Origin of the sequence: Kushneria marisflavi (assembly GCF_002157205.1) — a bacterium.
Lineage (GTDB): Bacteria > Pseudomonadota > Gammaproteobacteria > Pseudomonadales > Halomonadaceae > Kushneria > Kushneria marisflavi.
The window spans coordinates 588639-612097 of sequence record NZ_CP021358.1 but is presented as its reverse complement, the minus strand read 5'-3'; the positions used below and the strand labels follow the sequence as shown (position 1 = coordinate 612097).

Genomic DNA, 23459 nt, shown 5'->3' with positions numbered 1-23459 from the left:
CCGAATCAATACACAGGATTGGTGAGAAGCGACAGTCATCTGCTGTCGGCTCCCTGCTGGTCTATACTGGATTGTCTGGTGTGTCTTTTGACATGAACCAGGCGCTTCACTCTTCTTCGAGATAGGTTTCTATGGCTGGAAATACACCGCAGTCACGTCTGAAGGAGTTGATCGCGCGAGGCAAGGAACAGGGGTTTCTTACCTACGCGGAGGTCAACGACCATCTGCCTGAGGATATTGCAGATCCTGATCAGGTAGAAGACATCATCGGCATGATCAACGACATGGGTATCAACGTCGTTGAGGAGGCACCCGATGAAGATACGTTGATGATGTCGGATCAGTCTGCTGACGAATCTGCCGCCGAAGAAGCTGTCGCAGCGCTGGCGGCTGTTGAAAGTGACGTTGGTCGCACCACTGATCCGGTCCGCATGTACATGCGTGAAATGGGTACCGTCGAGCTTCTGACGCGTGAAGGCGAAATCGAGATCGCCAAGCGTATCGAAGAGGGAACCCGTGAGGTCATGTCGGCACTGGCGAGCCTTCCGGGCTCTGTAGATTCGATACTCCAGGCCTACGATGCCACTCAGGATGAAGAGGCTCCGGGGCGTCTATCCGATCTGTTCTCGGGCTTCATTGACCCTGATGAAGGCGTACCGGGTGTGGCCGAGGTCGAAGAGCCCATTCCCGAAGTCGTGGCCGACGACGCCGACGATAGCGACAGTGACGACGACAGCGACGAAGAAGACAGCGATGAAGAGGACGATACCGCCTCTGAAGGCGGTCCGGACCCCGAGCTGGCGCGCGTTCGCTTTGAGCAGATCCGCGAGCAGAACGAGCAGACCAAGGCGGCCATCGAAGCGCATGGTCTGTCTTCATCGCAGGCGCGCAGCGAGCAGGCCCGTCTGGCAGAGCTCTTCTCACCGATCAAGCTGGTACCGCGTCACTTTGAACGCCTCGTGGGTCAGCTTCGCCTGAGCGTGGGTCAGATCCGTGAACAGGAAAAGACCATCATGCAGTTGTGCGTCAAGCGCGGCAAGGTGCCCCGCAAGACGTTCATTGCTTCTTTCCCGGGTCGTGAGTCCGATTCGAGCTGGATCGATGATTTTATCGAGCGCAACAGCAAGCACGCCAGCAACATCGAGCCACTGCGTGCCGATATCGAGCGTGCTCAGCGCAAGATTGCCTTTGAAGAAGAGCTGGCGCTTTTGCCGGTCTCCGAGCTCAAGGACATTAACCGTCGCCTCTCGATCGGTGAAGCCAAGGCGCGTCGTGCAAAGAAGGAAATGGTAGAAGCCAACCTTCGACTGGTGATCTCGATTGCCAAGAAGTACACCAATCGCGGCCTGCAGTTCCTGGATCTGATTCAGGAAGGCAACATCGGTCTGATGAAGGCCGTCGACAAGTTCGAATATCGTCGTGGTTACAAGTTCTCGACCTATGCCACCTGGTGGATTCGTCAGGCAATCACGCGCTCGATTGCCGATCAGGCTCGTACCATTCGTATTCCGGTCCACATGATCGAAACGATCAACAAGCTCAATCGCGTTTCGCGTCAGATGCTTCAGGAAATGGGCCGCGAGCCCACACCGGAAGAGCTGGGCGAACGCCTTGAGATGCCGGAAGACAAGGTCCGCAAGGTGCTCAAGATCGCCAAGGAGCCGATCTCGATGGAAACGCCCATCGGTGATGATGACGACTCCCATCTGGGTGATTTCATTGAGGACTCCACCATGGTGTCTCCGATCGATTCAGCTACCGGCGAAGGTCTGATCGAAGCCACGCGCAACGTGCTAGGCGGCTTGACGGCACGCGAAGCGAAGGTGCTGCGCATGCGCTTTGGTATCGATATGAACACTGACCACACGCTGGAAGAAGTGGGCAAGCAGTTTGATGTGACCCGCGAGCGTATCCGTCAGATCGAGGCCAAGGCACTGCGCAAGCTGCGTCATCCGTCTCGTTCCGAATCACTGCGCTCCTTCATCGACGAATAAAGCATCAGGTTCGTCTCTCAACGCCCGCTGCCTTCAAGGCGCGGGCGTTTTTTTATGCATATAAGACGACGTCACGATCCGGGCGTACGTCTGGCTTCGGCACATATCCAGTCATGGACGGCGCGAATGCGAGGATCGTCCAGCGCACCAAAGGCGTGAACGATCGCGTAATGGCGGCCCGTGTTGACTCGCTGTGGTAGTGGAGCAATCAGTTCACCGCTGCTCAATTCATCGCGCAGCAGTGTCTGGCGGGCAATGGCAATACCCATGCCGGCACGGGCGGCCTCCATGGTGAGGTCATGTCGATTGAAGCTATAGCCTCGCTGGATGCCGAGGGTGTCGGCGCCGATGGCTTCCAGATAGTGATGCCATTCGCCATGCGCGCTGCTGCCTCGCCACGCAGTGACATCATGCAGAAGCGGATAGTGGCTGAGCCGGTCGGGATGGTTCAGTGCCGGGCGGTGGCTGAATAGCGATGGGGCGCAGACCGGAAAAATGATCTCTTCCATCAGCAGCGTGGAGGCCATGCCCGGGTAGTGATCGTTGCCCAGATCGATGGCCAGATCGAAGTTTTCCTCGGTCAGGGTGCGGTCACTGTCTTCGGCGTGCAGGTAGATGTCCAGTGCCGGCAGTTGCGCCTGCAGGCGTGGCAACCGAGGCATCAGCCAGCGGGTCAAAAAGGACGGCACGCAGCGCAACACCAGCTCACCACTCATCAGGCCGCGGGACAGTCGCTTGAGCTCCTGGTCGATACGACCGTGTGCGCTCAACACTGCTTCGGCCAGTCGCTCCCCCTCGGCCGTTAGCGTTAGTCTTCGCGGGTGGCGATGGAAGAGTCGAAACCCGAGTCGCTCTTCGAGTAGACGAATCTGCTGACTGACGGCACCCGTGGTGACATTGAGTTCACCGGCCGCACGCGTAAAAGAGAGATTGCGCGCGGCGCAGGCAAAGACATGAAGACCGGCATGCATGGCGGTAGTGGCTGAGGGCATAAAAACTCGGCATCAGCGGTGGCCCATATAAGGCCGATATGGTTGATGGTTTAGAATAACTAAACCCTGGTCGCCTATTTATGCTTTGAAAGGCGCTCAAAGGCAATACATGCTGGCCTCATCGCGCACAAATCCAATAATGGTTTAGCGCTCCTTACACCGATTATGGGGTGACAACATGCCTATCAGCGTCTTCGAATTGTTCAATATCGGCATCGGCCCATCCAGCTCGCACACGGTTGGCCCGATGCGCGCGGCCAAATTTTTTCTGGATGCGCTGGAAGAACGTCAGGCGACCTCACGCGTTACCGGTATGGAGATCCATCTTCACGGTTCACTGTCAGCCACCGGGGTCGGGCACGGTACCGACCGCGCGGTCATCATGGGACTGATGGGAGAGCTGCCGGCCTCGATCGATCCGGACATCATCGCGCCGGCCATTGATGAGCTGCTGGAGTCACAGGTGCTGCGCCTGGGGGGGCGGGTCAGCGTGCCCTTTTTGTGGGAGCGGGACTTTTACTGGTCCAACGAGCCACTGCCGCGTCACCCCAACGCCATGACGCTGGTGGCCACGCTCAGGGATGGCAGCAACATCACCCAGACCTGGTATTCGGTGGGCGGCGGCTTTGTTATTAATGGTGCCGATGAAGAAAATGCTGATGTCGAGCCCGGCATCACGCTGCCCTATGATTTCGAAAGCGCCGACGCGCTGCTTGAGATCTGCAAGCGCGAGAACATGAGCATCGCCCAGGTCATGATGGCCAATGAGCTGGTCTGGCGCAGTGAAGAGGAAGTGCGTCAGGAGCTCTTCGGTATCTGGCAGGCGATGCAGGCCTGTATCGCCAAGGGGCTTGAGCAAACCGGTGTACTCCCGGGCGGCCTCAACGTTCGCCGTCGTGCCTCAGGTCTGCTGGCCAGGCTTGAGCGCGCCGAGAAAAACCTGATCGCGACCACCTTTTCAGCGATGGACTGGGTCAATCTGTTTGCCCTGGCAGTCAATGAAGAAAACGCCGCCGGTGGGCGCATGGTGACGGCACCCACCAATGGCGCCGCCGGTATTATTCCAGCAGTGCTTGGCTACTGGATGAAGTTTGAAGAGAGTGCCTGTGAGCGTGGCGTCGTCGACTTCCTGTTGACGGCCGGTGCCATCGGTATTCTGTGCAAGAAAAACGCCTCGATCTCCGGTGCCGAAGTCGGGTGCCAGGGAGAAGTGGGTTCGGCCTGCGCCATGGCCGCTGCCGGTCTGTGCCAGGTCATGGGGGGCACGCCCGAGCAGGTGGAAAACGCCGCCGAAATCGGCCTTGAGCACAATCTCGGCCTGACCTGCGACCCGGTCGGCGGTCTGGTTCAGGTGCCGTGTATCGAGCGTAATGCCATTGCGTCGGTCAAGGCGATCAATGCCGCTCAGTTTGCGCTTAATGGCGATGGCAGCCACTTTATTTCGCTGGATCATGCCATCCGTACCATGCGCGATACTGGTCGGGACATGCAGAGCAAATACAAGGAAACCTCGCTGGGCGGGCTGGCCGTCAATTACGGGCTGGCCGTCAACGCCATCGAGTGCTGAGCGTCTGGTCGGGTCATGCGGTCAGCCTCATGACCCGATCAACAGTACCGGCGCATAGGCGGCCACCCCGGCCGCCACCGGTAGCCCCAGCGTTCGTGTTTTGTACCACAGGGTCAGCGTGACGAGGCTTGCGATCAGCGTACTGACCCAGCTCACCGCATTGACCGGCTGAGGCGCCAGCGACACTCCCAAAAGGGCCGCAATCATCAGCGGTGCCAGTATCGATGGCCATGCTGGTATGGTCACCTTCCCCTCGGTGTCGGACGAACGGCTCAGACGCCGCTGCATCAGATAAAGCGGTAACATTCGAATCAGCAGGGTCCCCACGGCCGTGGCACAAGCGGCCCACCAGACAGCGCTGTTCATGGTCAGCTCCTCGCTGCACTTTCCGTCAAAAGATAAAAGCAAAGAGCGCCAAGCGCTGCTGCCATTGGCACGGCGATGTTGGTTATGTGATTGAGCGCCAGTATCAGCGCCGCAAAAGCACTGATCAGTAGCGCACTACTCCATCGCGCGGACGTCACACGCGGTGCCAGCAGCACCAAAAAAAGTGCCGACAGTGCAAAGGCCATGGCACTGGCCAGTAACGGCCACTGCTCGATCAGTTGCTCACCGATGAGGCTACCCAGCAGGGTGCCACCCGCCCAACCCAGCCAGGCCACAATGGCGGTACCGAAAAACCAGCTCGTGCGCTCTTTCTCATCCAGTAGCGGCAGGCGGTAATGCGCCAGCGCAAACACCTGATCCGTCAGGCCATGCATCAGCCACGGCCATCGACGACTTTGTGTCACCCATGGGGCAAGTGATATGGCATAGATCGCGTGGCGGGCATTGATCAATAGCGTCATGACCACCGTCAGCCATAGCGGCGCGCCGCCCGCAATCATGCCCACAAACAGAAACTGCGAGGCTCCGGCATAGATCAACAGCGACAGGGCCGTGGCTTCAAACGGACTGAAACCCGCCTGATTGGCCACCAAACCAAAGGAGAGTGCCGCCGGCAGATAGCCACTCAGCAGTGGCAGGGCTTCGCGAGCGCCCATTTGCCACGTGGCGGTCATGTCATGTCTCCTTTGGCATAAAAGATGGTGACCAGTGCCGTGGCACCCGTTGGGCCTGCTCTGTAGAGGTGCGGCTGATCCGCCGCAAACTGATGAATCTCTCCGATGATCAGCGTAAGCGGTGCCTGCTCGACGCCGGCCTGCAGACTGCCGCCGATGACCTGGATTGTTTCACGAGTGCCCATGGCATGCGGGTGGGCATGACGCGAGGCGTTGGGAGCCAGCGTCATGAGATAGATGTCGACGGGCAGGGCATCATGATGACGCTTGAGCAGGGAGATCGAGATATTGCCGTCAGTGACGCTGCCCAGGGTTTCGGCGATCAGCGCGCTGAAAGGTGTTTCCAGTTGCAGTGCCAGACGCCACAGGGTATCGAGGGTGGGGTTGCCCTGGCCCTGCTCAAGTCGTGACAGGCTTGACTTGGCAATGCCGGCCTTTTCTGCCAGAAGGCTCAGTGACCACGCCCTTTGCTGGCGCATTGTCGTGAGGTGGTGTCCAAGACGCTGCAGGGCATGATTATCCATGAATCTTTGCTCCAGTAATCGACGATCTCGACCGTTCCATATATAAAACGTTTTATATATGGAACGGTGCAATGTCAAACGTGAGGTCCGGCTTGCGTCATTCAGGGCAGCATCTGGATAAATAGAGACTTATGAAGGGATTGTCATGGTAATGACATAGTGGTGTAGGATCGTGGGTATCGTCTCGACTCGTGGGGAGTTTCGTGTTATGCGCCAACCCATGGTGTTACGTCTACATGCCTCCGGCATCCCGATCGACTGGTTGACGCTTGAAGAAGCTGCGGTATTGATGTCGCGTGCCTCTGAAGGTGGTGTGGTGTGGGCTGATGGTGAGGCCGCTTATCGACTGCACGGCGGCACCAGCTCACTAACCGGCAGGCAGTCGTTTATTGATATTCCTGAGGTCATCGGGGTCTCGCCGTCGGTCAATGCCATGCTGGCGTTCGAGCACACCGGCTTTAATCGGGTGCTGTGCAAATACCGTGAAGGCCTTTGCTGCGCCTACTGTGGCGTGACGGTGACGCGCCAGGCCCTGACCATCGATCACATTCTACCCCGATCCCGTGGCGGGCGACTTTCGATGCTCAATGCGGTGGCCTGTTGTCAGCGCTGCAACAGTCTCAAGGGCAATCGAACGCCGGAAGAGGCGGGCATGGCGCTTCTGTTGAAACCCTTCGTACCGACCATGGCAGAAGTGCTCTACATGATGCGCCCGAAAGCCATGACGCCCCGGCAGCTCTGGTATCTGAAGTGTCAGTTCAAGAATGCACCGCTTCGCGCGTATCTGAAAGCAGCACTGGCAGCCTGAGAGCTCGCCGGCTCAGTAGTGCATCAGCCTGGCCATACGCTCGCTCAGCAGTGTGCCCCCCAGTTTGATGTGTGTCGGGGCGACCGGGACGAAGTGTCCACCCTTCCAGAGCAGGCTATGGGTCTGGTCAAAGGCCACGATAGGGGTGAGGTCGGTACGCTGTGTCTGAGGCAGTATCAGTGGGGTGAGGTTATCAAGGATCAGATAACTGCCGTCCTGCTTTCGATAGCGCAATACGGCGTGATAGGTAGGGGTGAGGGTATCCCTGGCCGCCAGAAAATCGAGCCTGTCGGATGACATGCCGACCTCGCGCAATATCTGGTATTTGGCGATGGCAAAGTCCTCGCAGTCGCCGTAGCCCTCACGGGTTAGACGATCAAAGCCTTTCCAGATGTCAGTGCCTTCTTCTTCCTGCTGGCGCGCGGCGTTATTGACCACTCTGTTGACGTACTGCAGCTGCGCCAGTCCCTGATACTGACGCACCTGTTGAACCAGTTCAGCTCTCGATTGGGTAATGGCCATCTCGCGGCTGTCGTCCCACCAGGTGAAGGCTTTGGCGGATGATGTGAAAGGCAGGGCAAGGCAGCCGGTCAACAGCGTGGCGGCAAAAGCGCGATGAAGGGGCATGAGCAGATACCGACAGGATCATGGAAGACGTCCGGGGTGTGATGCTCTATTTTGCACTGTGCCGAACGCATGCCATGGGATGATCAACCCCCTTGAAAGGGGCCTTTTTCTGCCTATTGCCCCGGGAGGCCGTCGACACCCTCCAGTGCCGAGTCGTGATCTCCAGCACTGCCAATCACACTGAAACTACCATCGGTTTCCAGAACAACGGCGTGAACCTTCTCGACATCGGCCATGCCCTTTTCACGAATGGCGGCCATGATTTCTGTCTTTGCCACCCGCTCGCGCTGCATGGCATCACAGCAGTACTGCCCCCTGAAAAGCAGCAGGGTGGGCTGGGACTTAATCAACTTGAGCACGCCGCGTGAACGCACCGAGAAGAAGGTGATCACAAACTGCAGCATCACGATCACCACAAATGCGGTAATGCTCTGGGCGAGGGAGACCTGCGTTGAGGTCAGCGCAGTGGCCAGAATGGAGCCCAGCGCGATGGTGGTGACAAAATCGAAGGCGTTCCATTTTGACAGGGTTCGCTTGCCGGAGACGCGCAAAACGATGATCAGGATCAGATAACTTAAAATACCGACCACGATTGTATGCAGAATGGGGTTCATGAGCGCCGCTCTTTGAAGAAGCATGAAGTGAACCTTCAGGGTAGATGCGGATATGGTTTTCTGTCGGATATCCGCGGGAAATACTGGCGCGCCAGACCGTATCAGTGAAATAACACCGGAGATGTCTCATGAAGGATATGCCCTCACCAGTACGATGCACGTGGGTTCAGGGAAATCCTGTACTGGCGCACTACCACGATCATGAATGGGGCGTGCCGGAGTTCGACAGTCAGGCCCTGTGGGAGAAGCTGATCCTTGATGGCTTTCAGGCCGGCCTTTCGTGGCTGGTCGTGTTGAAAAAGCGTGATGCCTTTCGCGAGGCCTTTGAAGGATTTGATCCCGAGCGTGTTGCCCGCTTTACCGAGCAGGATGTCGAACGGCTGCTGCTCAATGCAGGCATCATTCGCTCACGTGCCAAGATTGAGTCAGCCATTGGCAATGCTCAGGCGTTTTTAAGCATGCAGGATCAGGGGGAGGACTTCGCAACCTTTTGCTGGTCAATGATAGGCGATCGACCGATTCAAGGCCTGCCGCCCGTGCCAACGCAAACGCCGCTGTCAGCTGCGTTTTCAAAAGCACTCAAGGCAAGAGGCTTCAAGTTTGTCGGGCCTACGATCGTGTATGCCTGGATGCAGGCAACGGGGATGGTCAATGACCATGCGCCGGATTGTCATCGGCGCCGGGTGGTTGCGGCGATGGGGGAGCCCCGCATGCCGCGGTCATGAGACCAATGGGCAGGGTGCCGGCCGACATATGTCGGCCGGCGGCTCCTTTTATGGTTAAAGGAATGTCATCAAATCATTTGCCTGTCTCAAGCCTCAGGCAATATGTTCATGAATGACAGCTTCCGGGAAGTAGCGACGCAGCATGCGATTTTGAAAACCATCCACGAAGCTTGAGTTGATGATGATGATAAATCGCTCATAGGGCTGGCCCGGGTCGTCCTGACGCAGCGCCTTGGCGCCGTGAAAGAGGCGGTCATCACGCAGATGAAGCACATCGCCGGGTTCCATGACCTGATCAGCCAGCAACGCCTGGCCTGCACGATCTGCGTAAAGCACACTTTCAGCACCGCTGACGTTGTCACGGTCCAGCACCATGATGCTCAGATAGCGGCAGCCGTCGGCATGAATGCCCTGGCCCTGAAGAGGGTCAAGCTCGCCCGAGCCCCTGACGCCTGTGATCTGCATCAGGATGGGCTCATTGGCACCCAGTCCCCAGAGTCCTGCCCAGGCTTCGACAAAGGCGCGGACGTCGGGCCGGTCCAGAAAATCCTGCTCAAGAGCCGGATACCAGCGCAGCTTGTCCGCCATGCTTTCGGCATCGTTATACTGTCCACCCTGGGCCATGGGGCACTCACCCAGATCTTTCATACGACCCAGCTCATCAATCGCCAGCCAGGACATGCGCTTCCAGCGACGATCAACGTAGGGGTCACGCGGAAGGTTCCGGGTAAAGGCCTGCCAGGCACTCAGGTCGACACGGTCACGAACCTGGGTAAAGCACCAGTCATGTTCGCCGAGCGCTGCCGGGACATTGTGCTGCCAGAAGGACTGTGCATTGGTTGTGGTCATCTTTTTTCTCCTGAAAGAATAATGAAATGCGTCAACTGTCGGCGTTTGCCGACAGTCCGCACTCAAATGTTATGGACTTTCAGAAGGGGATTGATGAGCAAAGACAGGCATTGATTGGAAATGAGGGTGAATGCCAGAACACTGGTAACGTCTCGCTTATTCCTTGTGACATGGCGTAAGCTGTTATGCTGATGAGAGACGCCAGTATTTTTGACCAGCGGACCCTTCACCGGGTCAGATCAGGATTAATCGGAGATGCGCATTTCGCACAAGTACCTGCGCTATGGTCTTGTTCTATGGATGACAGGCCTGATATCGGTGCTGGTGGTCACATCTTTTTTTGGTGCGCGCAATCTGGCGATCATGATTCTGGGACTGGCACTGGTCGCCGTGCTGTTTGCCTGGCATCGTACCCGGCTGCGTAATCGACAGCTCTATCAACAGCTTCACTATCCGGACAATCGTCTTAGCAGCCATGAGCGTTTGCGCTATGACCGCAGCGAACAGCGCTTTCGAGCGCTGCTTGAAAGCCTGCCGCGCGTTGCCGTGCAGGGCTATGATCGTAAACGACGCGTCATTTACTGGAATGCCGCCAGTACCCAGCTCTATGGCTACATGCCTGATGAGGTGATGGGCTGTCGGTTTGAAGAGCTGATCATTCCGAAAGGCATGCGCGAGTCGGTCATACGTGCGCACCAGAGCTGGATCAACGAAGGGGTAGAAATCCCGGCCAGTGAAATGGAGCTGGTACACAAGTCAGGGCGGAACGTGGCGGTCTTTTCGCACCACGTGATGCTTGGACAGCACACCAATAATCCGCTGATGTTTTGTGTGGATGTTGATCTGTCAGTGCAAAAGCAGGCACATCGTGATCTTGAATTCATTCGGCGTTATGACCCGCTGACGCTACTGCCTAATCGTGCAGCTTTCATTGCCGAGCTCAACCGATTGATCGAGGATGAGGATCGTCATCGGGCGCCCTTGGCGGTCCTGTTTATCGACATCGAGAATTTCTCCGAAATCAATGACTCGCTGGGATATGAGCAAGGAAATCATCTACTGACTCAGGTCGCCGAGCGGCTCTCCCAGAACAGTTACACTTCCGATTTACTGGCACGGTTTGGCAATGACGAATTCATCATGGCCTGCACACACCTTGATTCAAGACGCCATGCCCTGCAGTTGATCGACCGGGTCAACAGCATGTTTGAACTGCCATTTCTGCTGGATGGCAAGTCTCATCACATCACGGTCAGTCAGGGCATCAGCCTTTTTCCTGATAATGGCGAAGATGCCCAGTCACTGGTCTATGCCGCCAATGTCGCGCGCAACCGTGCCCGGATGCCGGGTGAAAGCCGGTTTCAGATATTCAGTCACGAGTTTCACCGCGATCTGATTTATCAGCATGAACTGCTCAAGCGTCTGGAAAATGCCATCGATCAACAAGAGCTGGCGCTGCATTTTCAGCCCCAGATATCGCGTAGTGGTCGTATCGAAAGCATGGAGGCGTTGCTGCGCTGGTTTCCTGCTGAGGGTGGAATGATCTCTCCTGCAGAGTTCATTCCGCTGGCGGAACGGTTTGGGCTGATGGGGAGTCTGGGGAATTGGGCCATCGAGGCGCTTTGCCGCCAGCAGGCCAGCTGGAAGGCGCAGGGACTCCATGGCTACCGTGTGGACATCAATCTTTCCGGAGAGCATCTGCGTACCACGATCATGCTTGAGCAGCTGGAAAAAACGATGCAGCGTTACCAGCTTTCCATGCGCGATATCGGTATCGAGATTACCGAAAATGTTCTGGTGCAGGCTGATGAAGCGGTAAAGAACCATTTGCAAACGCTTTACCATCGTGGCATGAAAATTGCGATTGATGACTTCGGCACCGGTTATTCCTCGCTGGCCTATCTAAAGCAGTTTCCCGTCACCTCACTCAAGATCGATCGTACCTTTGTGATGGATTCGCCTCAGAGTCTTCAGGACCGGGCCATTCTGGCAGGTATCGTCTTTATCGGGCACCGACTCGGTCTTGAAGTCATCGCAGAAGGGGTCGAAACCAGCGAGCAGCTGGAGCTGGTTCAGGAGCTCAACGTCGATCTTGTTCAGGGGTTTTATTTCTTTCGATCCATGCGAGCCGAACGAATCACGCCACTGCTTGAAACACAGCCCCTGTTTCGAGGGCGACAGAACGCCTCACACAAAAAGTAAGTACGTCATGTCCTCTTGATCAAGAGAGACGCTTCAGCGTGATCAACACCTGATGCCGGCAAGCCGGGCTGCTCATATGACAGGTGATTTCTTTAATAAAATGAGCCGGCTCGCCAGTACCGGAAAACGTCACATGATTTTATGGCCGTCTTCATGTCGGCCAGGTAACTCTCAATCTGGCGCTTCGCCGTGCTTTTCTTGTAAATGATTGATTTTTTGCTATTTGCATAATCCAGGTTAGCGGCATCGGGAAGCGATTCGTCCAACAATAGCGTCTATCTTTGGACGGTAATGCATCAATTATTACTATAATGCCGAATGGCTTTTTCAAGCGATTCGGGAGGTGCATGCCATGTTGGACAGGGATCGCTGCCTGGTGCGTAACTTCAAACATTATTGTGCGCTTGATGAGACGGAAGCCGAGCTTCTGGCAGCGCTGGAAAAGACGCCTCAGACCGTATCGAATGCCCAGATGCTATGGGAGGAGAACCATTTCGCTGAAACCCTTTGTGTTCTCAGTGAGGGCTGGGCATGTTCATACCGGTCAATGGATGATGGCACTCGCCAGATCCTTAATATCTTTTTGCCGGGGGATGTGGTCGGTTTGAGTGATTTTTCACCTCGACGCCATCTGACGTCGGTGGCCATGCTGACAGAAGGCGTGATTTGCCGTTTTCCTTTCAAGAATTTGACAGATATCTTCACGACATCTCCCAGGTTGACCACCGTGCTGTTTTCGCTGGCGGGGCAGCAGCAGGCCATCATGGCAGAGCGTCTGGTCAACATGGGCCGACGCACTGCGCGTGAAAAGGTGGCGCATTTCATCTGTGAAATGCATTTGCGTTTGCGAAAGACCTGCCCGGACATCACGCATCGGTTCAACCTGCCGCTGTCGCAGCAGGTGCTGGCAGATGTTCTCGGGCTTTCAGCCGTTCACGTCAGTCGTACCTTCTCCGAACTCCGTGAGGAAGGGCTTTTATATCGTGAGCGTAATCGAATCGAGATTCCGGATCTGGAGGCCTTCTATGACGTCGCCAATTTCTCGGATATCTACCTGGGCGATAGTATCAGCGAGCTGTTAAAGCTGATTGAAAACGATGGCTCTACGCTGCGTTGATATCACCACTCATCCATTCCATCTCTTGAACGTCTGATGAGCATCTGACAGGGCAGGCCTGGGTCTGTCCTGATGCTTTTCAGGCAGTATTTCTATCGCGTCTTTCCCTCAGTGAAGGCTCCGGCCTAAAGCGGTATCGTCCATTGGCCGTGCTCGTCTGGATTTGTCTCTTTCATCGGTTGCCGTTTGCGCTTTTCGTGGCCCACTATACCGGCGCGATATCGAGCTGTTGAATGCCCGTCGATGTCGGATACCCGTGTTCAGCAGGCACATCGAGCCTGTTTTGACCAGGATGGAACGTATCTATTACGCCAGTGATAACCCATAGTGGAGACGACCATGACGCAGTCCATCGAACAGTTGAGCGCTACCCGAAGCCATGGGGGGTGGGTCAAGCGCTTCAGCCATCGCTCGCAGGTACTTGATTGCGACATGACCTTTGGCATTTTTTTACCGCCACAGACGGAAAATGGCCCCGTGCCGGTACTGTGGTGGCTCTCCGGACTGACCTGCACTGATGAAAACTTCATGCAAAAGGCCGGCGCCCAGAAAATGGCCGCCAGGCTGGGCATGGCGATTATCTGCCCGGATACCAGCCCGCGCGGCACTGATCTGCCGGGTGAGCGCGAAAGCTATGACTTCGGTTCAGGCGCCGGTTTTTATCTGAATGCCAAAAAGGCGCCCTGGGACAAGCACTATCACATGTATGACTATGTGACGAGCGAGCTTCCGGCGCTGGTTCGTGAACATTTCCCCATCAGCGAACGTGAAGCCATCAGCGGACACTCCATGGGTGGCCATGGTGCCTTGATCTGTGCGCTGAAACAGCCCGGCCGCTATGCCAGTATCTCGGCCTTTTCGCCCGTCGTTAATCCGGTGGACTGCCCCTGGGGTGAAAAGGCCTTCAGCCACTATCTGGGAGAGGATCGTGGCGAGTGGTCCAATTGGGATGCCTGTGAGCTGATATTGGCCGGCGCTTCCAAACAGCCCATGCTCATTGATCAGGGGGAAGATGATCAATTCCTTGAAAACCAGCTCAAGCCGGATCATCTGGAAAAGGCCTGCCACCTTCAGGGCGTCCCCCTGAAGCTCCGCCGTCACGAAGGCTATGACCACAGCTATTTTTTTGTGGCAAGTTTCATCGATGACCATCTCGAATATCACGCTCGTCACCTCCTTGCCGATCAGGCGTGATCCTCGGCGATTAACGTTCATCACTTCCGGGGCTCCTGCATGAGCCCCGGCTGTTTATTGTCCTCATGGATATCGCGAAGGCACTCATGGTCGGGGACGTGTAACCTGTGGTCATTAACAATGATCAGACGGCATGGTGCACAAACAGGCACTGCTGCAATAGAGGAAGGGGGCAAGGGCATTGATCGGACTGCTGCTACGATGGTGCGTCAGAATCCTGTTGGGCGCGATCGTGTTGTCGATACTGCTGGTCACGCTGTTTCGTTTCGTGCCGTTGCCGGGGTCGATGGTCATGCTCGAGCGCAAGGTGAGTTCCCTCATCGATGGTGAGCCCATCACGATTCACTATCACTGGACGCCCTGGCGGTCCCTTTCCGATCAGGCAAAGCTTGCCGTCATTGCCGCCGAGGATCAGAAGTTTCCCTATCACTATGGATTCGATCTGGATCAGGTGCATGCCGCCATCCAGGCCTGGAAGGAAGGCAAAAGCCTGCGTGGTGCCAGTACCATCAGTCAGCAGACCGCCAAGAACGTTTTCCTGTGGTCCGATCGCAGCTGGCTGCGCAAGGGCATGGAGGTCTGGTTTACACTCTTGATCGAGCTGATCTGGCCCAAGGAACGCATCCTTGAGGTTTACCTCAATGTGGTGGAATGGGACCAGGGCGTGTTTGGACTGGAAGCTGCTGCCCAGCATTATTACGGCATCGGCGCCAGTCAGGTCACGGCAGGCCAGGCCGCAAGACTTGCAGCCGTTCTCCCCAATCCTCGTCACTGGAGTCCGACGGCGCCGAGTGGGCGTGTGGCACAGCGCATTGCCTGGGTCAGACAGCAAATGAGACAGCTGGGCGGCACGCGCTTTTTACAGCGTCTACAGTGAAATGGAACTGCCTGTAATAATGAAGGCAATAAAGCCTTTAAAATTAATTACATGCAGTAACAAAATCAGTTGAACTTAGTGGGTCGTGCGGCGTCATAATGACAGTACGCATTGAAAAGCAAAGGTAGTCAGGAGGATGTTCATGAAACGTTTTGCCGCAGTTGTTTCCGCATCGCTGGTCGCGACCGGCCTCGCTGCCACACCGGCACTCGCCGCTCAGGAGCAGCCGGCTCAGGGCGCCCAGAGCCAGCAGCAGTCACAGAAGAATTTCAGCGACGACCAGCTGCAGAACTTTGCCTCTGCTTCTCAGGAAATTGCAGGCATCTCGCAGGATTACACCAAGCAGCTTCAGGGTGCTGATGATGCCGATGCTCAGCAGAGCATCCGTGAAGAGGCCAACCAGAAAATGGTACAGGCCGTACAGGACAACAATCTGGAAGTCGAACAGTTCAACCAGATTGGTCAGGCTGTCCAGAATGATCCTCAGATGATGCAAAAGGTTCAGCAAATGGCGCAGAAAAAGCAGTAAGCCATTTCGGTAATCTCAAAGGGCCGCTTCTTCGGAAGCGGCCCTTTTTTATGCTCGAAAAACGCTTTTTGATCCCGGTTCGAGTAAAAGGAAATTTTCTACTAAAGTCTACCCCTTGATGACTTAAGGCCAGCGCAAGGCTGGTGACATTCAGGGATGAAGACGAGCACTTATGACGGAGCAAAAGAGTTCAAGCGGAATAGGCTACATACTTTCCATCTGTCTTGTCGCAGCACTTGGCGGCATTCTGTTTGGTTACGATACGGCCGTCATTTCAGGCGCCATCTACTCGATTACCACCTATTTTGACCTCTCATCGACCATGAAGGGTTGGGCAGTATCGAGTGTGGTGATCGGCAGCATTCTGGGCGCTCTCGGTGCCGGCTATCTGGCCAATATTCTGGGCCGACGCATGACCATGATGACGGCGGCTGCCCTGTTTCTGGTGTCAGCACTGGGGTCTGCACTGGCGCCTGCCTTCTGGTTTTATATTGTCCTGCGCTTGGCCGGGGGTGTGGCCGTGGGGATCGCCAGCGTGGTATCGCCCATGTACATGGGAGAACTGGCCCCTCAGCACTGGCGTGGCCGGACACTGAGCATGTTCCAGCAGTCTCTCGTGGTTGGCCAGACCATCGTATTTTTCGTGAATTACTTTATTGCACGTGATGTGGCCCAAGAGTGGCTCAATAATTACGGCTGGCGCTGGATGCTGGGCTCAGAGGCCATTCCAGCCGTGCTCTTTGCGGTATTGCTCTTGCTGGTGCCGGAATCGCCGCGCTGGTGCATTATGCACGGACAGCATGACCGGGCTCGGCGAATACTGGCGCGCTTTACGCCGCAAAAGGACATCGAGCCGATGGTTGAGGAGGTGCGTCATTCACTGGATGGAGGAAAGTCCAGCGGTCGTCGTGCCATGAACCGCCAGCTTCATCAGGAAAAGCGCAGCTCACGCAGTGCCCTTAAAAAACCCGTGATGATGGGAATCGCGCTGGTAGGTATCTTCCTATCGGCGGCGCAGCAGCTCTCCGGCATCAATGTGGTGATGTATTACGCGCCGACCGTGCTCTCCGGCGTCACTGACAGCACCGGCAGCGCGCTGCTCCAGACAGGCTACATTGGCCTGATCTTTATCGTGGGCAATTTGATCGGGATGTATCTGATCGACCGTGTCGGGCGCGTACGTCTTCTGACCATTGGTTCGCTGGCCTGCATTGTGAGCATGGCCGTGTTGGGCACCGTTTTCTGGTTCGATGTTCAGGGCTATACTGCGATGCTGGCCATCATGGTGTATGTCACGGGCTATGCCATTTCCTGGGGCTGCTGCAGCTGGACGCTTTTGTCAGAGATCTTCCCTAACTCGATTCGTGAGTCGGGCATGGCGCTGGCCATGGGCGCACAGTGGACGGCTGGTTTTATCGTGGCGCAGACCTTCCCGATGATGCGCGGCAGCGAATGGCTCAATGACATGTTCAATGGTGCCTTTCCGTTCTGGCTGTTTGGTGCGATTACGCTCATCAGCCTGTTGATCGTCTGGCGTTTTGTGCCGGAAACGAAAGGCGTGCCGCTGGAATCGATGGAAACGCTCATGGGCGAGAAATTCCGCCAGGGGCGAGTTAAAGACTTCTCGCAGTATCGCGAGCGTGATGCGCAAACGGCCTGACACCGCTCGGGAAGGGTTTCACGCCATCAAAAAAGGCCCCACCATGGTGGGGCCTTTTTGATGTTTCAAACCGGCCGAGTCAGCTTTAAATCACCCACATCAGCATCAGCGGCAGATAAATGAACGAGGCGAGTGTCGAGCACATGACCAGACTGGCCACGAACTCCGGCGAGCGTCCTGCCTTCTGGGCAAAGAGATAGTTATACACCGCCATGGGCATGCACATCATCACCATGAGAATACCTCGGGCTTCTTCATCCAGCCCCAGCAGCAGGCCAATGCCCTGAGCGATAACGCCGGCCACTACAACCCGGCCCAGCGCAAAGGCAAGTCCAGCTGACAGGTTACGTGCGCGAATGCTGGCCAGTGCCACACCGAGCGTAATCAGCATGATGGGAATCGTCATGCCGGCCAGTAGTTCGATGCTGTTGGCAAGCCATGCCGGCAGCGTAATCTGATAGGCCATCAAAAGAATCGCGATGATGCTGGCGTAGATGGTCGGATTGGTCAGCAGGTTTCTGACCGGCCGTGAACTGCTGGTAATGCTGCCCACCACGAACTGAGCAATCGATACGATCACGAACACGGCAATGGCGAGTGAAAAGCCGCGTCCTTCGCCAAAGGCATACATGGCCAGTGGCAGGCCCATGTTACCGGTGTTGGGAAAAAGTACCGACGGCACGATGGTACGCCAGTCCATCTTCGTAATACGCGACAGCAGCAGACCGACGACCAGCAGCACCAGCAGGCACAGAAAGGTTGCGGTGGCCATGCTCGAGAAGGCCGACAGTTCGACATGCGTACTCGACAGGGCATTAACGATAAGACAGGGGGTGCCGACGTTAAAGACAAGCTTGGTAACGAACCCGGTGGGGTAGGGCTGACGAAAGCGCACCCAGAAGTAGCCGATGCCAGCACCCACCATGATGGGCACCATGACAGCCATGATTTGTGAAAACATGAAAAACCCTGTGGAAGCAGCAGTGATGACTGCAACAAAGCGAGAGCTTTATTTTCACGGGGTTGTGAGGACAGTTGCAAGCTGTCTGGAAAAAATATTCTACTTTCGTCGTATTTCTATTTGGGCAGCTTGATGGCGTGCCCGGGCCGATTGGCCAGGCGGCTGTCCTGGCCCAGCCGGCGGGCGCCATGCCTGGCGTGGCTGATAAGACCGGTAATCAGTACTCGTTCCGGCATGTGTCGCCAAAAGCGTGAGGGCATGCTGCGCACCATCGTTTTTTCGTTGAGACGAGCCGGGTTGAACGTGCTGGCATAGTAGGCAAGCCAGAGATCTTCTGCATCATCTTCCATGGCCGACAGCGACTGATAATCCTGCACGGTAAAGGGGCCAGCATCAGGACGCTCAATGTGCCATTGCCGCCCATCACAGACGATGGCGCCCTCGGGGGTCATGATCAGCCAGCGATGCTGTCCCATCCGATCAATAAAATGTCGCGCGGCGCCTTCAAGCACATCGTGGCGAGGTTCGAACCATGCGATGAATTCCGGCGCGTGCTGCTCTCCAGCACTGGTTGATTGAGGATGAAACCGCAAAAAGGCATGAATGTGATGCACTTCATGGTTCACGGCCTTGACGCGCTGTTCGATGACGGCACCGTCAGTATCCCCCGCCAGCAGGGCTTCGCCTTTGCCCTGAGCCAGTCGCCAGACCACTCGATACAGCAGCGCCCAACGACACTCCTGATGATGGGTAGGCCAGTAGCGCGAGGCACACTCCAGTCGCCGCAAATCCTGCCTTGAAAGTTTCAATGCCAGTGGTGTCTCGGCGGGTGGGGGCAGGTCGGTATCACCGCTGGCAAAAAGATCACCTGCCGAGTCTTCGCTTTGCCACAGCACGTCACCGGGCGGCACTCTGGCAGCCAGTAACCGGCGGGCATGGTTGCGCCAGCAGGCGAAGTCGGCTCGGGTCATATGCAGGGTATACATCGTCACGCCGTCTCCTGAAGGATCAAAGCAACGCCATCTGCGCTGGAGAGGCCGTCTGCATCTGGGCGAGCAGGGCCTGTCGTTCAAGACCGGCCTGTCGCGGCCGGTAATCCTGCGTGGTAATGAAGGGCGCCAGCTTTTTCATGGAGCAGCCCAGTCGGGTGAGGTCGGTATAGCGGATGCGCCGCTCCCGTCTTAGCGTCTCGATGCGTCGAGCGCTGGTGATGCCGATGCCTGGAACGCGGGCAATCATGTACATGTCAGCGCGATCCAGATCGATGGGAAACAGCTCACGATGGTTGAGCGCCCAGGCAAGCTTGGGGTCGATGTCCAGCGACAGGTTGCCGGGCCCTTGCAGAAGCTCATCGGCACGAAAACCATATCCCCGAATCAGAAAATCGGCCTGATAAAGGCGATGTTCACGCAGCAGCGGCGGTGCAATCAGCGGCACCGATGATGGGCTTTCGGGGATGGGTGAAAACGCCGAGTAGTAGACCCGCTTGAGCCGGTAATCGCCATACAGCGACTGAACGTTACCCAGAATGGTGTGGTCATCGGTATCGTCGGCCCCCACGATCATCTGGGTGCTTTGCCCGCCGGGCGAAAAACGAGGGGCCTTTGGCTCGGCGGTAGCTTCATCCAGCCCATCGCGGATGGTCGACATGGCGTGGCGAATGGTGGTGTCGCTTTTTTCTGGCGCCAGTCGGTTCAGGCTCTGGCTGGTCGGCAGCTCGACATTGACGCTGAGCCGGTCAGCGTACAGCCCGGCCTGACGGATCAGGTCGGGCGAGGCATCCGGGATCGTCTTGAGATGAATGTAGCCGCGAAACTGATGCTCAACGCGCAGCGTTCTGGCCACTCTGACCAGCGCCTCCATGGTGTAATCATTGGAGCGAATGATGCCGGAACTAAGAAACAGCCCGCTGATCAGGTTACGGCGGTAGAAGTCGAGCGTCAGCCGCACGATTTCATCAACGCTGAAGCGTGCTCTGGGGACATTGCTCGAGCGCCGATTAATACAATATTGGCAGTCGTAAAGGCAGAAGTTGGTCATCAGAATCTTGAGCAGCGCCACGCATCGGCCATCCGGCGTGAAGCTGTGACAGATGCCATTGCCATTGGTGGCGCCAAGTCCTTTCTGACCCTTTGACGAGCGTTTGGGCGCCCCGCTGCTGGCGCATGAAGCGTCGTATTTGGCGGCGTCGGCAAGAACGATCAGCTTGTCGGTGAGCTGCATGAGCACTCCTTTAACTGTATTTGCATACAGTAATCGTGATGCGCATGAACAACAACTGAATTGCATTCATGGCATCAGCGTAGTGCCTGAGCGGGGTACTTCTTCATCAAAGGACAGTCGTGCCTTGGCGCCGCATCAATCATGACGGCGGTCAGGGCATGGTCGTCCAGATTGGCGTGGTCGCCGATCAAGCGCATGCCCGATTGCCATGTCTCGCTCAGTGTACAGTCCAGTACCAGCGTGCACTGGCCTGAGGAAACCGTCGGGTCCAGCCCCTCGATCCGTGCGTCATGAAAATAAAAACGTGTGCCGGTCAGGGGATACAGCGCCTTGAAAAGACTCTCCTTGAGCGAGAAGGTCAGTGTGATGAGGCGTGCACGCTGTTCAGGTGTGAAGCCATCGATGGCCCGTTGCTCATCCGGGGTCAAAATCGATGTGGCGAGATAGTCGGCGCGCTCGACACTTAGCCAGCGTTCGGCATCCACCCCCAGCCCCTGATGAGTGGCTGCGGTAGCGACCAGAGCAGCAGCAAGATCACGCGCATGGGTGATGGAGCCTTTTGCCGGTAGTGGCCAATCGACCTGGCGGTCCGTCAGGCTGGGCAGGGCAGTAACATGGATATCAAGCGCGGACAGCGCATGGCGGGCGCACACTCTACCTGCCAGGTATTCGGCGCGACGCTTGGTGACTGCACGGGAGAGGTTGTCAGGCAGCGCCATGCCATGAAGGGCGAAGGCGCTGTCATCAAAGCGTTGAGCATCAAAGGAGGTAATGCTCAGTCGCGCCCCACGCGCCGGAGAAATAAAGGGCCAGCCAAAGTGTGGGGGCGCGATGACATCAGACATGAAGGGTCGGCGTTACAGTGACAGCAGGCCGACGATAATGCCGCCAAAGATCAGCCACTTGATCACGTAATACAGTGTCTTGTTCTTCTTTTTGAGACGCTTGCCGGCTTCACGAACCTTGTAGATGTACTTGAAGGCACGGTTGAGCCCGCCGGTGTGATCGTTGTCATCATTGGGGGAAGCCGCCGCAGCCATCACGTTGCGACTGAACCAGCGATTGACCGCCGCTGCCCAGCGATACTTCATGGGTCGCTCGATATCGCAGAACAGGATCAGGCGGTTCTGTTCTGTATCGTTCTGGGCGTAATGAATGAAGGTCTCATCAAAGAGCACGGCTTCCCCGTCTCGCCAGCTGTAATCGATGCCATCCACATTGATGCGGCAGCGATCATCGTTGGGTGTACGCAGGCCGAGATGGTAGCGGATCGAGCCGGCATAAGGGTCGCGATGTTTCATCAGCTTGCTGCCGGCGGGTAGCTCGGCGAACATGGCTGCCTTTACACCGGGAATCCCGGCCAGAATCTCGGTCGTGCGCGGGCAGAGCTGGCGCGCTGACTCATGGCTTTCGCCGTACCACTTGAGATAAAAGCGCTTCCAGCCACGTCGGAAAAACGAATTGAATCCGGCGTCGTCCTTTTTGGCCGAGCCCTTGATGTGATTTTCAAGTGTCAGGGCCTCATCGCGAATTTCTTCCCAGCGAGCGGTCAGTGCTTCAATGCCCGGGAAGTCTTCGGCGCGGTGGTAGGGGCGGTCCGGCACTTTTGAAAACAGATACATGAACGCATTGATGGGCGCCATGAAGCTCGAGTGGTCCGACAGCTGGCGGAAGGGCTTGTGACGAACGCGGCCACGAAAATGCACATAAAGAATACTGGCCACGATCAGGGCCACGATTGTCCATTTGATCATAGCGATCTCTTTTCCGGATGATTGCCGGCAACGTCGGCGATAATGTTGTCTTCCAGACTACTGGCGGCGCAGTCTCGCATGTTCGCAAATGAGTGTCATTACTAAAGTCGAGGAGGGGCTTTCCTGGGGCCAATCATGCCCATGCTCGTCGGTTCTGTCGACATGATTTGCAGGCTAACGACTTGAAAGACACGGCGCAGGGACTAATGTCATTACTGGACTATCGATCAAGGGTCCACGGCCAATGGTCGTCAAGCCGTTACACGGCGCTTCGAGCGCCATATGACAGGAGGTCACATGATTCCCGATATTGGTCTGGGTACCTATCGCCTCAAGGGCCAGGAGGTCATCGATTCGGTGACAACGGCGCTTGAACTGGGCTATCGACATATCGACACCGCGCAGATGTATGGTAATGAAGCTGACGTCGGACGTGCCATCGCCGAAAGCGGTGTGGCGCGGGAAGATATCTTTTTGACCACCAAGGTCTGGACCGATCGCTTTACCCATGACGATCTCATCAAGAGTCTTGAAGAGAGTCTTGAAAAACTCGGCACCGACCATGTGGACCTGGTGCTGTTGCACTGGCCGTCTCCGAATAACGAAGTCCCGATCGCCGAGTCCATCGGGGCACTTGTCGAAGCAAGATCGCGTGGGCTGACGCGTCATATCGGCGTGTCCAACTTTACCATCGCCCAGATCGACGAGGTGCTTGGCGTCGAGGGTGGTGATCAGCTCATCACCAATCAGATCGAGGTGCATCCCTTTCTGGCCAACAAGGCGCTTGCAGAGCACTGCAGTAAAAAGGGGCTCAGAGTGACCGGTTACATGCCACTGGCGGTGGGTAAGGTCATGGAAGATGATACGCTCAAACAGATTGCCGAGCATCACCATGTCACACCGGCACAGGTAGCATTGGCCTGGGTAGCGGCGCGCGATATCGTGGTGATTCCTTCTTCCACAAAACGAGCCCACCAGCAGTCCAACCTGGACGCCATGAATCTGTCGCTGGGTGATGATGAGATCGAGCGCATTAATGCATTGGATCGCGGCGAGCGCATCGCCAATCCTTCCTTTGCGCCGGCATGGGATGAGTGAGGCGTTTAAGCTTCTGCTCTGATCGAATGAAAAAGGGGCGCCTTTAACAGGCGCCCCTTTTTACGTTGACACTCGATCCCTGA

The 23459-nt window shown here is 56.5% G+C and carries 23 protein-coding genes; 11 read left to right on the top strand and 12 right to left on the bottom strand.

Going from position 1 to position 23459, the window contains the following annotated elements:
- The first annotated feature begins 131 nt into the window (after window positions 1-131).
- A complete protein-coding gene (gene rpoD / locus B9H00_RS02850) occupies window positions 132-1994 on the top strand; it encodes an RNA polymerase sigma factor RpoD (RefSeq protein WP_086899394.1) in 1863 nt (620 codons plus the stop codon).
- Window positions 1995-2065: 71 nt separating this feature from the next.
- On the opposite strand, the gene B9H00_RS02845 is transcribed toward rpoD, so the two are convergent.
- Window positions 2066-2986, bottom strand: a complete 921-nt coding sequence (locus B9H00_RS02845) for a LysR substrate-binding domain-containing protein (RefSeq protein ID WP_086899393.1) — start codon at window positions 2984-2986, stop codon at window positions 2066-2068.
- A gap of 178 nt (window positions 2987-3164) precedes the next feature.
- Here B9H00_RS02845 and B9H00_RS02840 point away from each other — a divergent pair, with 178 nt between their 5' ends.
- Window positions 3165-4553, top strand: coding sequence for an L-serine ammonia-lyase (locus B9H00_RS02840; RefSeq protein WP_086899392.1), 1389 nt, complete (start codon window positions 3165-3167; stop codon window positions 4551-4553).
- A gap of 27 nt (window positions 4554-4580) precedes the next feature.
- On the opposite strand, the gene B9H00_RS02835 is transcribed toward B9H00_RS02840, so the two are convergent.
- From B9H00_RS02835 to B9H00_RS02825, 3 genes are read right to left on the bottom strand one after another with little or no spacing between them, the layout of a single operon-like run.
- Window positions 4581-4919 carry an AzlD domain-containing protein gene (locus B9H00_RS02835; RefSeq protein ID WP_086899391.1) on the bottom strand — a complete coding sequence of 113 codons (339 nt, stop codon included), beginning with the start codon at window positions 4917-4919 and terminating at the stop codon, window positions 4581-4583.
- A gap of 2 nt (window positions 4920-4921) precedes the next feature.
- Window positions 4922-5614 (bottom strand): AzlC family ABC transporter permease, encoded by a 693-nt coding sequence (locus B9H00_RS02830; protein WP_086899390.1) that lies wholly within the window; start codon window positions 5612-5614, stop codon window positions 4922-4924.
- Window positions 5611-6138 (bottom strand): helix-turn-helix domain-containing protein, encoded by a 528-nt coding sequence (locus B9H00_RS02825; RefSeq protein WP_086899389.1) that lies wholly within the window; start codon window positions 6136-6138, stop codon window positions 5611-5613. Before B9H00_RS02825 ends, B9H00_RS02830 begins: the two co-directional genes overlap by 4 nt.
- A 208-nt stretch (window positions 6139-6346) precedes the next feature.
- Here B9H00_RS02825 and B9H00_RS02820 point away from each other — a divergent pair, with 208 nt between their 5' ends.
- Window positions 6347-6946 (top strand): HNH endonuclease, encoded by a 600-nt coding sequence (locus B9H00_RS02820; RefSeq protein ID WP_086899388.1) that lies wholly within the window; start codon window positions 6347-6349, stop codon window positions 6944-6946.
- Window positions 6947-6958: 12 nt separating this feature from the next.
- Here the strand turns inward: B9H00_RS02820 and B9H00_RS02815 are convergent, their stop codons facing one another.
- Together B9H00_RS02815 and B9H00_RS02810 are read right to left on the bottom strand one after the other, a co-directional pair.
- Window positions 6959-7573 carry a transglutaminase-like cysteine peptidase gene (locus B9H00_RS02815; RefSeq protein ID WP_086899387.1) on the bottom strand — a complete coding sequence of 205 codons (615 nt, stop codon included), beginning with the start codon at window positions 7571-7573 and terminating at the stop codon, window positions 6959-6961.
- Between the two features lie 113 nt (window positions 7574-7686).
- Entirely contained in the window at window positions 7687-8187 is a 501-nt protein-coding gene (locus tag B9H00_RS02810) for a DUF421 domain-containing protein (RefSeq protein WP_086899386.1), read from the bottom strand.
- Between the two features lie 128 nt (window positions 8188-8315).
- Here B9H00_RS02810 and B9H00_RS02805 point away from each other — a divergent pair, with 128 nt between their 5' ends.
- Entirely contained in the window at window positions 8316-8912 is a 597-nt protein-coding gene (locus B9H00_RS02805; RefSeq protein WP_322788262.1) for a DNA-3-methyladenine glycosylase I, read from the top strand.
- Window positions 8913-9005: 93 nt separating this feature from the next.
- On the opposite strand, the gene B9H00_RS02800 is transcribed toward B9H00_RS02805, so the two are convergent.
- On the bottom strand, window positions 9006-9761 hold the full coding sequence (locus B9H00_RS02800; protein ID WP_086899385.1) for a 2OG-Fe dioxygenase family protein: 756 nt from the start codon (window positions 9759-9761) through the stop codon (window positions 9006-9008).
- A gap of 255 nt (window positions 9762-10016) precedes the next feature.
- Between B9H00_RS02800 and B9H00_RS02795 the strand changes: the two genes are divergently transcribed.
- The 6 genes from B9H00_RS02795 (at window position 10017) to B9H00_RS02770 (ending at window position 17340) form a co-directional block, all read left to right on the top strand.
- Window positions 10017-11963, top strand: a complete 1947-nt coding sequence (locus tag B9H00_RS02795) for a putative bifunctional diguanylate cyclase/phosphodiesterase (protein ID WP_236944341.1) — start codon at window positions 10017-10019, stop codon at window positions 11961-11963.
- A gap of 352 nt (window positions 11964-12315) precedes the next feature.
- Window positions 12316-13080 carry a Crp/Fnr family transcriptional regulator gene (locus B9H00_RS02790; RefSeq protein ID WP_236944340.1) on the top strand — a complete coding sequence of 255 codons (765 nt, stop codon included), beginning with the start codon at window positions 12316-12318 and terminating at the stop codon, window positions 13078-13080.
- 339 nt (window positions 13081-13419) lie between these two features.
- Entirely contained in the window at window positions 13420-14274 is an 855-nt protein-coding gene (gene fghA, locus B9H00_RS02785; RefSeq protein WP_086901664.1) for an S-formylglutathione hydrolase, read from the top strand.
- A gap of 181 nt (window positions 14275-14455) precedes the next feature.
- Complete coding sequence (mtgA, locus tag B9H00_RS02780; protein WP_086899384.1) at window positions 14456-15151, top strand: monofunctional biosynthetic peptidoglycan transglycosylase; 696 nt, start codon at window positions 14456-14458, stop codon at window positions 15149-15151.
- A gap of 142 nt (window positions 15152-15293) precedes the next feature.
- Window positions 15294-15680 carry a DUF4168 domain-containing protein gene (locus B9H00_RS02775; protein ID WP_086899383.1) on the top strand — a complete coding sequence of 129 codons (387 nt, stop codon included), beginning with the start codon at window positions 15294-15296 and terminating at the stop codon, window positions 15678-15680.
- A gap of 172 nt (window positions 15681-15852) precedes the next feature.
- Complete coding sequence (locus tag B9H00_RS02770; protein WP_086899382.1) at window positions 15853-17340, top strand: sugar porter family MFS transporter; 1488 nt, start codon at window positions 15853-15855, stop codon at window positions 17338-17340.
- An 85-nt stretch (window positions 17341-17425) separates the two neighbouring features.
- Here the strand turns inward: B9H00_RS02770 and B9H00_RS02765 are convergent, their stop codons facing one another.
- The 5 genes from B9H00_RS02765 to lpxO all read right to left on the bottom strand — a co-directional run bounded on the left by B9H00_RS02765 (window position 17426) and on the right by lpxO (window position 22278).
- Window positions 17426-18301, bottom strand: coding sequence for an AEC family transporter (locus tag B9H00_RS02765; RefSeq protein WP_086899381.1), 876 nt, complete (start codon window positions 18299-18301; stop codon window positions 17426-17428).
- 116 nt (window positions 18302-18417) lie between these two features.
- The gene (locus B9H00_RS02760; protein WP_236944402.1) at window positions 18418-19287 is read right to left on the bottom strand and encodes a TIGR03915 family putative DNA repair protein; all 870 of its coding nucleotides are present in this window, start codon (window positions 19285-19287) and stop codon (window positions 18418-18420) included.
- Between the two features lie 22 nt (window positions 19288-19309).
- Window positions 19310-20524 carry a putative DNA modification/repair radical SAM protein gene (locus B9H00_RS02755; RefSeq protein WP_086899380.1) on the bottom strand — a complete coding sequence of 405 codons (1215 nt, stop codon included), beginning with the start codon at window positions 20522-20524 and terminating at the stop codon, window positions 19310-19312.
- Between the two features lie 74 nt (window positions 20525-20598).
- Window positions 20599-21369 carry a 4'-phosphopantetheinyl transferase family protein gene (locus B9H00_RS02750; protein ID WP_086899379.1) on the bottom strand — a complete coding sequence of 257 codons (771 nt, stop codon included), beginning with the start codon at window positions 21367-21369 and terminating at the stop codon, window positions 20599-20601.
- A gap of 12 nt (window positions 21370-21381) precedes the next feature.
- Window positions 21382-22278 (bottom strand): lipid A hydroxylase LpxO, encoded by an 897-nt coding sequence (lpxO, locus tag B9H00_RS02745; protein ID WP_211329554.1) that lies wholly within the window; start codon window positions 22276-22278, stop codon window positions 21382-21384.
- A 297-nt stretch (window positions 22279-22575) separates the two neighbouring features.
- Between lpxO and dkgB the strand changes: the two genes are divergently transcribed.
- Window positions 22576-23376 carry a 2,5-didehydrogluconate reductase DkgB gene (gene dkgB, locus B9H00_RS02740; RefSeq protein ID WP_086899378.1) on the top strand — a complete coding sequence of 267 codons (801 nt, stop codon included), beginning with the start codon at window positions 22576-22578 and terminating at the stop codon, window positions 23374-23376.
- The last annotated feature ends 83 nt before the right edge of the window (window positions 23377-23459 follow it).